The sequence below is a fragment of the Janthinobacterium sp. SUN073 genome (genome assembly GCF_030397665.1).
In the GTDB taxonomy this organism is placed as follows: Bacteria; Pseudomonadota; Gammaproteobacteria; order Burkholderiales; family Burkholderiaceae_D; genus Janthinobacterium.
The window spans coordinates 202364-216019 of sequence record NZ_JAPUBT010000003.1 but is presented as its reverse complement, the minus strand read 5'-3'; the positions used below and the strand labels follow the sequence as shown (position 1 = coordinate 216019).

Annotated in this window: 10 protein-coding genes; 1 reads left to right on the top strand and 9 read right to left on the bottom strand. The window is 66.7% G+C overall.

Translation table 11 applies throughout. The features are described 5' to 3' along the window. Positions 1-10: 10 nt before the first annotated feature. Positions 11-1222: an NnrS family protein gene (locus O0882_RS11660; protein ID WP_289948078.1), complete on the top strand. Its 1212-nt coding sequence runs from the start codon at positions 11-13 to the stop codon at positions 1220-1222. A 4-nt stretch (positions 1223-1226) separates the two neighbouring features. Here O0882_RS11660 and O0882_RS11655 read toward each other — a convergent pair whose 3' ends face one another. The 9 genes from O0882_RS11655 to O0882_RS11615 form a co-directional block, all read right to left on the bottom strand. Next, the gene (locus O0882_RS11655) at positions 1227-1352 is read right to left on the bottom strand and encodes a hypothetical protein (protein WP_289948077.1); all 126 of its coding nucleotides are present in this window, start codon (positions 1350-1352) and stop codon (positions 1227-1229) included. A 25-nt stretch (positions 1353-1377) separates the two neighbouring features. Next, the gene (locus O0882_RS11650; protein ID WP_289948076.1) at positions 1378-4791 is read right to left on the bottom strand and encodes a response regulator; all 3414 of its coding nucleotides are present in this window, start codon (positions 4789-4791) and stop codon (positions 1378-1380) included. A gap of 48 nt (positions 4792-4839) precedes the next feature. Then, positions 4840-6549: an ATP-binding protein gene (locus O0882_RS11645; protein WP_289948074.1), complete on the bottom strand. Its 1710-nt coding sequence runs from the start codon at positions 6547-6549 to the stop codon at positions 4840-4842. 173 nt (positions 6550-6722) lie between these two features. Further along, a complete protein-coding gene (locus tag O0882_RS11640; RefSeq protein ID WP_289948072.1) occupies positions 6723-8936 on the bottom strand; it encodes a hybrid sensor histidine kinase/response regulator in 2214 nt (737 codons plus the stop codon). Beyond that, the gene (locus O0882_RS11635; protein WP_289948070.1) at positions 8933-9295 is read right to left on the bottom strand and encodes an Hpt domain-containing protein; all 363 of its coding nucleotides are present in this window, start codon (positions 9293-9295) and stop codon (positions 8933-8935) included. Before O0882_RS11635 ends, O0882_RS11640 begins: the two co-directional genes overlap by 4 nt. Before the next feature lie 44 nt (positions 9296-9339). Further along, positions 9340-9966, bottom strand: coding sequence for a response regulator (locus tag O0882_RS11630; protein ID WP_100872835.1), 627 nt, complete (start codon positions 9964-9966; stop codon positions 9340-9342). A gap of 74 nt (positions 9967-10040) precedes the next feature. Continuing rightward, complete coding sequence (locus tag O0882_RS11625; protein ID WP_289948063.1) at positions 10041-10955, bottom strand: HDOD domain-containing protein; 915 nt, start codon at positions 10953-10955, stop codon at positions 10041-10043. Continuing rightward, the gene (locus O0882_RS11620; protein WP_289948062.1) at positions 10952-11590 is read right to left on the bottom strand and encodes a hypothetical protein; all 639 of its coding nucleotides are present in this window, start codon (positions 11588-11590) and stop codon (positions 10952-10954) included. Before O0882_RS11620 ends, O0882_RS11625 begins: the two co-directional genes overlap by 4 nt. A 54-nt stretch (positions 11591-11644) precedes the next feature. Beyond that, entirely contained in the window at positions 11645-13351 is a 1707-nt protein-coding gene (locus tag O0882_RS11615; protein ID WP_289948060.1) for a methyl-accepting chemotaxis protein, read from the bottom strand. Between the last annotated feature and the right edge of the window lie 305 nt (positions 13352-13656).

Genomic DNA, 13656 nt, shown 5'->3' with positions numbered 1-13656 from the left:
CGAGCCCATCATGGCCATTACCCCGATCAGCGAACCTTCTCCACCTTCCACGACAGCAGGCGCCGCGCCCTGGCATGCCCGCCATGCCGTCTGGCAGCTGGGTTTCCGCCCGTTCTATCTGCTGGCGGCCGTGTTTGCGGCCATCAGCATTCCCCTGTGGCTGGCCAGTTATGCCGGCTTGCTGACGGGCGGCCTGCAAGTGGGGCTGGGCTGGCATATGCATGAAATGGTGTTCGGCTTCGCGCTGGCCGTCGTCGTGGGGTTTTTGTATACGGCGGGGCGCAACTGGACGGGCTTGCCCACGCCGCACGGTGCGCAGCTGATGGCGCTGGCGGCGCTGTGGCTGGCGGGGCGCATCGCCATGCTGTGCGGCCCCGGGCTGGTGCCGGCGCTGGTCGAGTGGCTGTTCCTGCCGCTGGCCGCCTGGCCTCTGTACCAGGTGCTGCACCGTTCCGGCAATACGCGCAACCTGTTCCTGGTCGCTTTGCTGGCCTTGCTGGCGCTGGCCAATGGCCTGTTCCACGCGGCCGTGCTGGGCTGGCTGCCGCTGTCGCTGTTCGTGCCCGTGCAGGCGGCCATCTTCATCATCGTGCTGATCGAATCGGTGATCGGCGCGCGCGTCATTCCCATGTTTACCCGCAATGGCGCACCGGGCAGCACGCCGGTGGCCAGTCCGAAGCGGGCGCTGGTCGCCGTGGCCTGCATGGCGGCGGCCGCCATCGCGTGGCTGGCAGGCGCGCCAGCCTGGCTGACGGCGCCACTGGCGTTCTGCGCTGCCGGCGTCTCGCTGGCCAATCTGCTGGCCTGGCAGCCGCAGCGCACGCTGCGCGTGCCCTTGCTGTGGATCTTGCACCTGTCATATGCGTGGATAGGCGTCGGCTTTGCGCTGCTGGCGGCCGCCAGCCTGGGCCTGCTGCCGGCCAGCGCCGCATTTCACGCGCTGACGGTGGGCTCGATGGCGGGATTGATCATCGGCATGATGACGCGCACCACCCTGGGCCACACGGGGCGGCCGTTGAAAGGCGGCCGGGCGGAAGCGGCGATGTACTGGCTGGTCCAGCTGGGCGCGCTGGCGCGCCTGCTGGCCGCCGTCGGTCCCGCAGCGCTGGCCATGCCGCTGCTGCTGGCTGCCGGCGCGTGCTGGTCGCTGGCCTTTGGCTTGTATGCGTGCGTGTATGCGCCCTATCTGTGGCGCGCCAGGGTGGATGGGCGCGAAGGCTAAGCTGTCAGAAGGGGCGCCAGGCCATCAGTTTTTTGAGTTCCGGCGTCCAGTAGGACAGCGATTCGCCCACGACGAATAGCAGCATGCCCAGCATCAAGGCCCTCAGCAGCAAATCCCTGCACCAGATCATGGCGTCCTCCGAGTTATCATATCGATCATTTTATCATGGGCATGGCCGGCTGGCCGGGCGGCGTTTGCGCCGTGAAGGCGGCGGCGGCCTCGATGGCGCGCGCCAGCGCCTGTTCCAGCGTGTCGAGCGCGGCCGACGCATCGTCGCCTGCGTGCAGCAGCTGTTCCGCTTGCTGCGCGGCTTGCAGGGTGGCGGGCAGGGCCAGGCTGCCAGCCTCGCCCGCCAGCTTGTGCGCCAGCGCGGCGGCATCGTCGCGCGCATTGGCTGCCAGCAGCGCGCGCATGGCATCCACCGTATTGCGATAGTTACTGCCAAAACGCGACAGATGCTGGCGGTAGGGCGCCTCATCGAGCCACTGCGCCATGCCTTGCTGCACGTCGATCACGGCTGCCGCGCCGCACGGCGGCACGGGCATCGCCGCTTCGGTCACGACCGGCGGCAGGGCTGGCAGACCTTGCGCATGGCGCCGATGCGCGCGCGCGATCAGGGCGATGGTCTGCGGCACGTCGAACGGTTTGCTGATGAAATGATTCACGCCCGCTTCCAGTGCCGCCGTGCGCTGTGTCTGGAACGCCCCGGCCGTCAGCGCCACCACGGGCAAGTCCTGAAACTGCGGCAGCTGGCGCAAGGCGCGCGTCGCCTGCAAGCCATCCATGACAGGCATCTGCACATCCATCAACACGATGTCGACATCGGCGGGGTGGGCCAGCAGCCAGTCCAGCGCCTGCCTGCCATCGCAGGCGAACGAGGGCACTGCCCCCTGGTCGCACAGGATATGGTTGACCACATCGCGGTTGATTTCGCTGTCATCGACCACCAGCACGCGCACGCCGGTGAGTACGCGTTCTTCCGGCACATCCAGGCTGGCGTCCAGGCCGGCGGCCCGGGCGCGCTGCTGGCGCGCTTCCATCGTCGCGTTGTACAGGCTGGAAGCCGTCACCGGTTCGTTGAGGATGGCGTCGGCCGGATCGGCCGGGTCGGTATGGCGCCGCGCCGGCCGCGTGGCTGGCACGCCGCCCGCTGCCAGGATGATGACGGGGCAGTCTTGCGGCGGCAGGTATTCGCGCAGCGCGCGCGCCGTCGCTTCGCCGTCCAGCTCCGGCATGCGCGCGGCCAGCAGGACGACGCCGGGCCGCGCGTCTTCGGCGCAGGCAAGCGCATAGTCGAGGGCCGCCCGCCCGTCGGACACGGCATGCACGCTCCAGCCCAGGCCCTGCACCACGGCGGCAACGGCCTCGCGCGTGTCGGCGTTGGCATCGGCCAGCAATGCATGCAAGGCTTGCATGTCCGGCGAGGACTGGGTGCTGGCGGGCAGCAGTTGCAGCGGCACCGTGAAGCTGAATTCGCTGCCCTGGCCCAGGCGGCTTTGCAGGCGCAGCGAGCCGCCCATCAATCTGGCCAACTGGCGGCAGATGGTCAGGCCCAGGCCCGTGCCGCCGAAGCGGCGCGTGGTGGACGTGTCGGCCTGGGCGAAGGCGGAAAAGATCGTTTCCTGCGCCTCGGGCGCGATGCCGATGCCCGTGTCGCGCACGCTGAAACGCAGCACTGCGGCGTCGCCGTCGCGGCTTTCCAGTGTACTCAACAGCTCGACCGTACCCTGCGCCGTGAATTTGATGGCATTGCTGGTCAGGTTGACCAGCACCTGTTCCAGCCGCAGCGCGTCGCCCAGCACCAGGTCCACGCCATCGGGCAGCGGCCCGATCCGCACCTCAATCGGCTTGTCATGCGCGGCCACGCCCATGCTGGCGGCAATCTTCTCGATCACCTCGGCCAGGCGGAACGGCGCCTGTTCGATGTTCATGTGACCCGCCTCGATTTTCGACACGTCGAGCACGTCGTTGATGATCCCCAGCAAGGACTGGCCTGCGGCGCGGATCTTGCGCGTCATCTCGAGTCCTTCCCCGTCCAGGCTGCCCCGTTCCAGCAGCCATGCCATGCCGAGGATGGCGTTGAGCGGCGAGCGGATTTCATGGCTCATGTTGGCGAGGAATTCGGCCTTGCTGCGGTTGGCCGCCTCGGCCGCATCGCGCGCCAGCAGCATGGCCTCTTCGGCCTGCTTTTGCGCGGAAACATCCTGCGCAAAGATCAAGGTGGCAGGTCCATCCTTGAGCATTACGCGCGTGGTGGTCTTGAAGACGGGCACGGGAAGGCCCTGCTTGTCCAGGCCGACGGCTTCGAACACCTGTTCGCTGGGCGAGTCCGCCTCGATCAGCGCTTCGTTGGTGGCCAGTGCCGCTTGCGATTGCGCGGAAATCATGGTGGACCACGGTAGACCGTTCAGATCGTCTTCGAACGAGTAGCCATGCAGCCTGCGGTAGCGGGGATTCGAGTAGATGAAGCGACCGTGGCGCAGGATGGCGATGGCCACGGGCGCATCTTCGATCAAGGTGCGAAAGCGCGTTTCGCTGTCGGACACGGCTTGCATGGCCTGGCGCTCCGTTTCCTGTTCCGCATGCCAGGCGGCCTGCTGCCGCCGCCGCCGCTGGCTCCAGAACAGCAGGCTGGCCCCGGCCAGCGCCAGCATGGCAAAGCACAGGACGTAGGCCAGCGCCTGCCGCCGCAACGGGGCGGCGATGGCCGCTTCTTCGCGGCTCAGGCCGATGATGATGGCACGGTCCATGTGCAGCGCGGGCGGCGCGATGGTCGCCATGGCCATGATGCGGGGTGCGGCGGCGCCGGCAATCTCGACGCCGCTCAGTACGCCAGCCTGATAGCCGCTGTCGCGAAAGCGCCGCAGGAAGCTGCCGGGCAGGTCCACATTGCCGCCATTCGCGGCCCTGGCGGGATAGTTCAGGAACTGCCGGCCGTCGCCATGCAGCACCACGGCCCAGACGTCGGGGGCATACATGGCGGTGCGGAACTTGGCCGTGAAGTATTCGGGATCGAGGGTAGCCAGCACCACGCCGGCAAAGCGGCCCTGCTGGTCCTGCACCATGCGCGACGCCGTGATGACCAGGTCGCCCTTGAAGGAATGGAAGGGCGCCGAGATGTACAGCATGCGCGCATCAGGGGCGTCGCGCGCCGTCTGGAAGTAGCCGCGGCGCGAAAAATCCTGGTCGGCCAGTTCCGCGATATTGGTGGCGATCGGCTTGCCCTTCGCATCGATGACCAGCATGGTGCGCACGCCCGGCATGGCGTCGACCACTGCGGCCAGGCGCCGGGTCAGGGCTTGCCCGGAGTCTGCCGCGGTATTGGCGCCAAGATAGTCGCGGATCACGCCGTCGAGCACCAGGTTGGTCGCTGCCAGGTCGACTTCGATATTTTTTGCCAGCAGTGCCGTCAGCACGCTGAGCCGTTCACGCTCGGCCGCGTCGTGCCGCGCGGCTTCGGCCAGGTGCGCGTAGGCAAGGGCGGCCGCCACGAGGAGCAAGCCGAGGAGTAAAAACAGCCATTCGATCCATTGTCTGCGTACCGCCGCCGCATCTGTGTGATAGGTCATGGGGCGATGCTATACCCGATATGGATGCAGGACAACTTTTGCGTATGACTATGCATGCGAAAGTGTGGTCAATTTGCCGTCCGCCGCCATCGCGCTGGCCGTGCCGCCCAGCGGCAGCCGCAGGCGGAAGGCGGCGCCGTGGCCCGGCGCGGATGTCACGCCGATGCTGCCGCCCATCAAGGTGACGAGCTGGCGCGCGATGGCCAGGCCCATGCCGGCGCCGCCATGGGCGCGGCTCGGCGAGTCGTCCGCCTGCGAGAATTTGTCGAAGATGTCGGCTTGCTGCGCCTGCGCGATGCCGATGCCCGTATCGCGCACCTCGATCTGCAGCTCCGCGCCACTCGTCATGACGTGGACATCGACCCGCCCCGCGGACGTGTAGGCGATGGCATTGTCGAGCAGGATATCGAGCACGCGCACCAGACGCACGCGGTCGCAATCGATGCTGGGCGGCGTTGCGGGCGCGATGTGCGAGGCCAGCAGCAGGCCCTTGTGCGCCGCGCGCTGCCGGTGCGGCGCCAGCGCCAGTGCCAGCAACTGGTCCAGCGGCACGGCGGCGGACTCCAGCCGCACCTGGTCGTTTTCAAGCGCGCTCAGTTCCATCGCCGCCTCGACCATGGCCAGCAACTGGCGGCCGCTGTCCTGTATCGTTTGCGCGTAGGCGGCCTGTTCCGGCTCGCGCAGCCGCTCCAGCAGCAGCTCGGAGAAACCCAGGATGCCATTGAGGGGCGTGCGCAATTCATGCGACATGTTCGACAGGAAGCGAGACTTGGCCTCGCTGGCGGCGATGGCCCTGGCGCGGCTGTGGACCAGGCGGCCGATCAGCAGCACCAGCGCCGCCCAGGACAGCACGATCAGCGCGCTCGTGACGGCGGCCATCAGCAAGGCCTGGTTGCGGCGCGAGACGTAGTCGGCCAATACCGTGTCGCGGTCCAGTCCGACCAGCATGTAGAGCGGATAGTTGGCCAGTTTTTCGAAGGCGTAAATGCGCAGGGTGCCGTCGACGGGACTGCGCTCGGTGAAGCTGCCCCGCGTGTTACCTTGCATTAAGGTAAATACCTTGCTGCCGCCGAGATCCTGGCCGATGGTGTTGACGGCGCCGACCCGGCGCGCGCGCACCACGCCGTCATTGCCGACGAGCGTGATGGAGCTGTTGTCGCCCAGGTCGACTTCGTCGTACAGGCGCGTAAAGTAATACGGGTCCATCGAGACCACCACCACGCCCTTGAAGCGGCCATCGGCATGGTTGATGCGGCGCGTCATCTGGATCGACCATTTTTTCGACACGCGCCCCAGCACCGGCTTGCTGATATACAGTTCGCCGCTGTCGCGCTGCATGTGTATCCGGATGTGTTCGCGGTCGGCCAGGTTGGTCGGTTTGAAGGGGTGGCTCGACAGTACCGTGTCGCCCCGTTCGTCGACGATGGTAAACAGATTGTACAGGGGGCCGGGATTGAGGCCTTGCTGCAGGTCCGTCACGATGTCGAGGCGACTGCCCAGCGCCTGGTAGCGGCCGCGCAGGTAGGTGACCGCCTGGTCCGCCGCCTCGATCGTGCGGATCGCGTGTTCGTCGAAGACGCGCGCCATGCTGCGCGCATCGCGCCCGGCATCGGTGATGGCGGCGTCGTGCGCGCGCTGCAATTGCAGCATGGTGATGCTCCACAGCCCCGCCAGCAGGACCGCCATGAAGAGCGACAGCAGGGTGCGCGTATCGCAGCGCTCCCAGGCCATGGCCTTCCAGTATCTGTACTGCCGCATGCTGCCTCCGCAAGGTCTGCCAGGTTTGCCAGGTTTTCCGTTATGCGCGGAAGTCCGGCGTCACTGGCGCGTTGATTTGTCAATTATAGCGAATATAATTGATTTTATCGAATAAAATGATTTTTATGCGGAAGTGTTGTATTCAGCGCCGGCCGGTAGGTGTGCATTGCCGGCTAGCGCGTCAGCCAGCGCTCCACCATTGCGCGCAGCTGGGCGGCCGTAAAGGGTTTGGACAGATAGTCGTCCATGCCGGCCGCCACGCAGCGCTGCCGGTCGTCCTCGGTCACGCCGGCCGTCAGGGCGATGACGGGCAGGTGCGGCGCACCGCTGGCCGCTTCGCGGGCACGCAGGGCCTGGCAAGCCTGGTAGCCATCCATGACGGGCATCATGCAGTCCATCAGGACCAGGTCGTACTGCTGCGCGGCCAGTGCCTGCAGGCCCAGTGCGCCGTTCTCCGCCGTGTCGATGTGGTAGCCGCGGCCGGATAGCTGCAGGCACACCAGTTGGCGGTTCAGCGCCGTATCCTCGACCAGCAGGATGCGCGCGCCCGGCACGGATGCCGATGCGGGAGTGGCTTCGACGGGCGGCGCTGGCGTCGCCTCTGGCTCCGGCGTGCAGGCGCCTGGCGCCTGGGCCTCCTGGCAGGGAATGCGTACGGTGAAGCGGGAGCCGGCGCCGGGCTCGCTGTTGCAGAAAATCTCGCCGCCCAGCAGCGCTACCAGGTGCTTGCAGATGCTCAGGCCCAGTCCCGTGCCGCCATACACGCCGCTGATGCTGTCGTCGGCCTGGCAAAACGGCTCGAAGATGCGGCTCAGCTGCTGCTGGCTCATGCCGATGCCCTGGTCGTGGACGCTGGCGACGAGGCAGGCGCTGGCGCCGTCCGGCGTGGCCGCTTCCAGGTGCAGGCGCACGGTCACGCTGCCGGAGGGCGTAAACTTGATGGCATTGCTGAGCAGGTTGCCGAGGATTTGCGCGATGCGCGTGCGGTCCGAGCACAGCCGCTGCGGCACGCTGTTGCCGACGTCGCTGGCAAGGTGCAGCTTCTTCCGCTCGGCGTGCGGGCGGTGCAGGGCCAGCACATCGTCGAGCAGCAGGCGCGGGTCGAAGTCGCGCAGTTCGATGTTCATCTGGCCTGCCTCGACCTTGGACAGGTCGAGGATGTCGTTCAGGATGCGCATCAGGTGCTGCACGCCATCGCCGATACGCTGCGCATATTGCTGCTGTGACGCGTCGAGTTTGGTTTCCTGCAGCAGTTCGGCCATGCCGGCGATGCCGGCCATGGGCGTGCGGATCTCGTGGCTCATGATGGCCAGGAAGCGCGACTTGGCGGCATTCGCCGCTTCCGCGCGCGCTTGCAGCGCCAGCGCCATGGCCGCGTCGCGCTCCTGGCGCCGCAGCAGGGCCAGGATCAGCGCGATGGCCAGGGCCAGCACCAGCAGGCTGATGACCGCCGCGCCGCCCATGGTGCGCAGCATGCGCCGCCAGGTCGCCAGGTAGACGTCGTCCGTAATGGTCACATTGATGGCCAGCGGATAGTCGCGCACCAGCCGTACGCCGGCCAGGCGGTCGACCGTGCGCCCCTGCTCGGCCGCGCGCGGCGAGTCCACCTGCAGCACGCCATGCGTCTTGCCCTGCTCCAGCAGACGGTAGGTGCTGCCCGTCAGGTTGCGCTGGCCCATCATGGCGGGCACGGCCGGCCAGCGGGCCAGCAGCGTGTAGTCGCTGCGGTACAGGGAAAAGGCCGCATGTTCGCCGATGCTGGTGTTCTGGAAGAATTTACTGAAGAAGTCGCACGACAGGCCCACCAGCACCACGCCCAGGAAGTGGCCGTCCGGGCTGCTGATGCGCCGGCTGATATAGAAGGTCCAGGCGCCATTGCCCTTGTTTTGCACGGGCGCGCTGACATGCATGCCGCCGTCCGGGTGGCGCCGGTGATACTCGAAGTAATCGCGCTCGTCGAGGCGGATGGGCGGCGCGGGATAGGCGCGGCTGAAGACCAGCACGCTGGCATCGCTGCCGACGATGGACACCACGTCCACTTGCGGCACGCCGCCGATCTTGTGCCGCAGCATCTGGTGCATGGCCGGGGTGCCAACGGCGGCGGCCAGCGCGCGCGCATCCGCGGGGGCGGCGGCCTGGATGTCGTTGCTGACGCTGTCGAGCACCAGGCGGGCCGCCGTCATGCTTTGCGCCGTGTTTTCCGCCAGCAGCAGCGACAGGTTGGACAGATCCTGTTGCCAGTCATCGACGGCTTCGCGGTGTAGCAGCACGCCGGAAACGACGATGCGCAGCGCCAGCAGGCATACCAGCACCAAGCCCACCACGGCTGCCGTGGTGCGCGGGCGATAGCGGTGCGCCAGGCGCAAGACGGCCTGGCGGGCGTTCATGCCTGCGCGCCCGTGTACTCGCGCATGCTGCGGCCGACCTCCTGCTCCACTGCGCCGACCAGCGCTGCCGTTTCCTCCAGCCAGCCCGGTGCCGCCACGCCCTGGTGGCGCACCAGCTGCTCCAGTTGCGCCAGGCGCGCCACCAGGGCACTGGCGCCCAGCAGGGCCACGGTGCCGCGCAAGGTATGGCAGCTATGCACGATGGCTGGCGCCGCGCCGCCGCGCACGGCTTGCTCGACGCGCGCAAACATGGCCGGCGCCGTGTCGAGATAGGTCTGCGAGAGGGCGCGGAACATCTCCAGGTCGTGGCCGGTGGCCTGGAACAGCACGGCTGGATCGATGTGGCGATAGGCTTGCATGGGGGGCTCCGGAACGAGGGAAGAGCGGGAAAAGCGCTGGCGCGCTAGGCGGCCAGGCTGTTGCGCCGCGCATGGCCGGCGCAGCAGGCGCGCAGATAGCCACGCAGCTCGTCATAATTGACGGGCTTGGCAAAGAACACCACGCCGGGCGGCACGCCACCGCGTTCTTCCAGTTCCTCTGGCGTCAGGCTCGACAGCATGGCGATATGCATGTCCGCCAGCAGCGGGTCGGCCAGGATGGTGCGGATCACTTCGTAGCCGTCGATGCCTTCCATGATGATGTCGGCCAGCAGGATGTCGGGCTGGTCGCGGGCGATTTCCATCAGCGCCTGGTAGCCGTTCTCGCAAAAGCGCAAGCTTGCCTGCAAGCCCCATGAACCGATCTGTTTTTCATACAGCGCGCGTTCGATCGGATTGTCTTCGATCACCAGGATGGACGGCGGGCGGCCCGATGCTGCGGGGCGGCTGGCGCGTGCCGCGCGCTGATCCTGGCCTTGCTGGCCGGGATTGCCCTTGTAGGCCTCGACGGCCGCGAGGGGAATGCGCCGGTGGCCGCCCTTGGTCTTCCAGGCTTCGATAACGCCGGCCTCGACCAGTTGCTGCACCGATGTGACCGAGATGCCGAGGATTTCGGCAGCCTTTTGGGTAGTGCATACGTCTGCAGTGTGCATGATGGACTTTATGGTCGAGGATGAAGTTGAATGGAATGATACGCAATCACGCTCAAAAAATCAATTTCAACAAATTAGATGAATTCACTAAAAACCTGCAGCGCGGCGGGCCCGATTCTGCTGCGCATGCGGCCAAGGGCAATATGGGCGTGCGCTTCCAGGATTTCGCGCCATTCGCTCCACTCCGCGTTGCTGTGGCGTAACAGCGTTTCCATATGGTTCACATCCAGACCCAGTACTCGCGCGGCGGCCGTGGCCGGCCCGCGCGGCCCCACGCCATTGCGCAGTATCAGGTCGGCGAAACCGCTGGCCAGTTTCAGCAGCCAGGCCAGGTCTGTCATGCGTCCGGCCTGCCCGAAGCCGGGTGGCGCGGCATGGCATCGCACGGCATCGCACAGGATGTCCGGCATGCCCCAGCCCCGCATGAGACTGGCTGACAGCGCCAGTTGGTGGTGGCCGAAGCGCCGCGATTCCTCGCACAGCAGCAGCGCCCTGGCAGCGCCGCCGTGCTGGCCCAGCAGTTGTCCATACGCTTGCGGATGCAGCACGGCCAGGGCCAGTTGGCCGATGTTGGCCAGCAAGCCGCAAGTGTACAGCTCTTTGGCCGGCGCCAGTTGCAGCGCTTCGCCCGCCACGCGGGCGGCGCAGGCCATGGCCTGCGAGTGCGACCAGAATCGTTGCTCGTCGAAGTGCGCACACGTGGCCGCTGGCAGGGCCGGGATGGCGAACGCCTGGCGCAGGGCGGGCAGGCCGATGGCGGCCAGCATCGCGGCGTCGACTGCCGCATGCTGGCGCTCACCCGGCGGCACGGCCCGATTCGCCAGGCCGATGACCGTGCCGGTCAGGGCCGGATCGCAGCCCAGTTGTTCGGCCAGCTCGTCGAACGGCACCTGTTGCTGGAACAAGGTCGCCAGCCAGTGGCGCCGCCAGGCGGGCGAGGGCAGGATGGCGCCGCCGAGCAGGCTGGCCAGATCGAGGTGCGCCTTCATGGCCGGCTCCCGATGCCGCTGCAGTCATCCTCCCGCGCGGCGCCCGTTTGCAGGGCCGTGACCGCTTGCGACAGCACGTCGAGCGCCATCAGCAGGTCCGCATGCAGGCGGCGCAGCGCGCCGATATCGTTGGAAAAGCCCGCATGCACGGCCTGGCGCGCCAGTGCCTGCAAGGGAAGCAGGCCCATGGCGTAGCTGCTGTCGACAATTTCCTGTGCCAGCACTCTTGCCGGGGCCGGGCGTTCGCAGCGCAGCGCATGGGCGATGCCGGCCAGCCGGTCGCGCGTCTCGGCCACGAACAGGGCCAGAATCTCACCCTGCAAGCGCCGGTCGTAGCCGAACATGGCGTCCAGGCGGGCCAGCTCGAACGGCGGCGTGTCCAGCGCCTCGGGCTGTGGCGGCGGTGCCGTGTCTGCCGCCTTGGCCGGCTCGGTGGCCTTGCGCATTTGCAGCTGCTGATGCAGATCGGCAGCTGTCGCGCTGGCGGCCGGCGCGCGGCCGGCCTGGCGCCAGCGGAGGCGGCGCCAGAGCAGGGCGGCCAGCAGCAGCAGCAAGCTCGCCAGCGCCAGCGCCGGCCGCATCAGCGAGACATCGTCGCAACGAAGGTAAGGATGGACCGCGAGGAAGGAGTTCATGGCAATGCCTGCATGCAGTGAGAGTGGTTGAAAACGGATGTCATGGCGACGGGTTCAGAATTCTTCCCAGTCGCCGCCGGCACTGGCGCTGGCCGTGCCGCGGGCAGGAGCGGGGTCGCGCCGTGCGACCAGCTTGAGCGGTGCCGCCTTGCGCGCTGCAGGCTTGGCGGCTGGGACTGGGACTGGGGCTGGGCGCACCGGTGTGCTGTGTTGCGCCGCGTTGGCCTGACCGTGCGCCAGCTTGAAGGCGCCGACCACGCTGGCCAGATTGCTCGCCTGCTCCTGCAGCGATTGCGATGCCGCCGCCGCTTCTTCGACCAGCGCCGCATTCTGCTGCGTGACTTCATCCATCTGCGTGATGGCGCGGTTGATTTCGTCGATGCCCGTGCTTTGCTCTGCGCTGGCGGCCGAGATTTCGCTGACGATGTCGGTCACGCCGCGTACCGTGTCGACCACTTCCGTCATGGCCGCGCCGGCTTGCTGCACCAGCTTGCCACCTTGTTCCACCTGCTCCACGGAGTCGCTGATGAGTGCCTTGATTTCCTTGGCGGCCGCCGCCGAACGGTGCGCCAGGTTGCGCACTTCGGTGGCCACGACGGCAAAACCGCGTCCTTGCTCCCCGGCCCGCGCCGCTTCCACGGCCGCATTCAGGGCCAGGATATTGGTCTGGAAGGCGATGCCGTCGATGACGCTGATGATGTCGGCAATTTTGTTGGACGCGCTGTCGATCGCTTCCATGGTGCGGATGACGTCGCCCATCACCTCGCCGCCGCGCACCGCCTTGTCCGAGGCGCTGACGGCCATCTGCTTGGCCTGGCGGGCATTGTCCGAGTTCTGCCGCACGGTGGCCGTCAGCTCTTCCATGGCCGAGGCGGTTTCTTCCAGCGAGCCGGCCTGCTGTTCCGTGCGTGCCGACAGGTCCAGGTTGCCTGCCGCGATCTCGCCCGAGGCCGTGTTGATGGTCTCCGTGCCGGAGCGCACTTCGGCGACGATGCGCACCAGGCTCTCGCTCATCTCGCTCAGGGCTGTCATCAACTGACCCACCTCGTCGTTCGACGCGGCGCTGATCTGCACGCTGAGATCGCCGCCCGCGATGGTGTGGGCCACCTCGATGGCGCTGGCCAGCGAGGCGACGATGCGGCGCGCCAGCAGCAAGCCCATGCCGGCCACCAGCAGCATCACGGCCAGGGCCACGCTGATGGAAATCCAGCGCGCGCTGGCAGCGGTGGCGATGCCCTCTGCCGCGCCCGTCTTGCCCAGCTTTTCGTTGTAGCCGTGGTGGGCGGCGAGGGCATCGACCAGTTCCTTGATGATGGCCTGGTTCTGCATCAGCACGTCGCGTGCCGCGTCGAACTCGCCCGCATTCGACAGCGCCAGCACTTTTTCGCGCACGCTATCGTAGCGGGCCAGCACGGCGCGGTCGGCCGCCAGCAGCGCGCGGTCCTGCTCGTCCGAGAGGTTTTCCTTCTCATATTTGTCCAGCGCCTGTCCGACGGCGACGCGGGCGGTGCGCATCGAGGTTTCCAGCTGGCCGCGCACGGCGGGGTCTTTCGCGGCCAGATGTTGCCATACCTGCGTGCGCAATTGCGCGAAGGATACAAATGCGGTGTTCAGTGTCAGCAGGCTGGGAACGGTATTGACGGTGGAGTAGCTGGCCGCCGTGTATACACGGTCCATTTCATACACGCTGATGGCAGTCAGGGCGGCCAGCCCCAGGATGACGGAGAGTATCAATGCATACAGGCGTTTGGCGATGGTCATGATGAGTGCCGTTCCACGTGAAGGTTGAAAATCGGGAAATTCGGTTGCCAGGGTTCGTGATTTTCATTTTACGGTAAAAATTTGATTTATTCGAGAAATTTGTTATTTATTTGATTTATTTTGTGTTTGTTTTTGAAATTACAAGAAAAACGGCGGGCTGGCGGGGATGGCCTGTGATGAAAAGCAACACCGCGCGGATAGCGCGTTCAGGCGTGTGCCATGCTTGGCCAAATAGTGAAAAAATGGAACTCCTTGATCGCCATCAAATACGGTGCGCATTCGCCTGCCGCTGACTGACTCTTGTA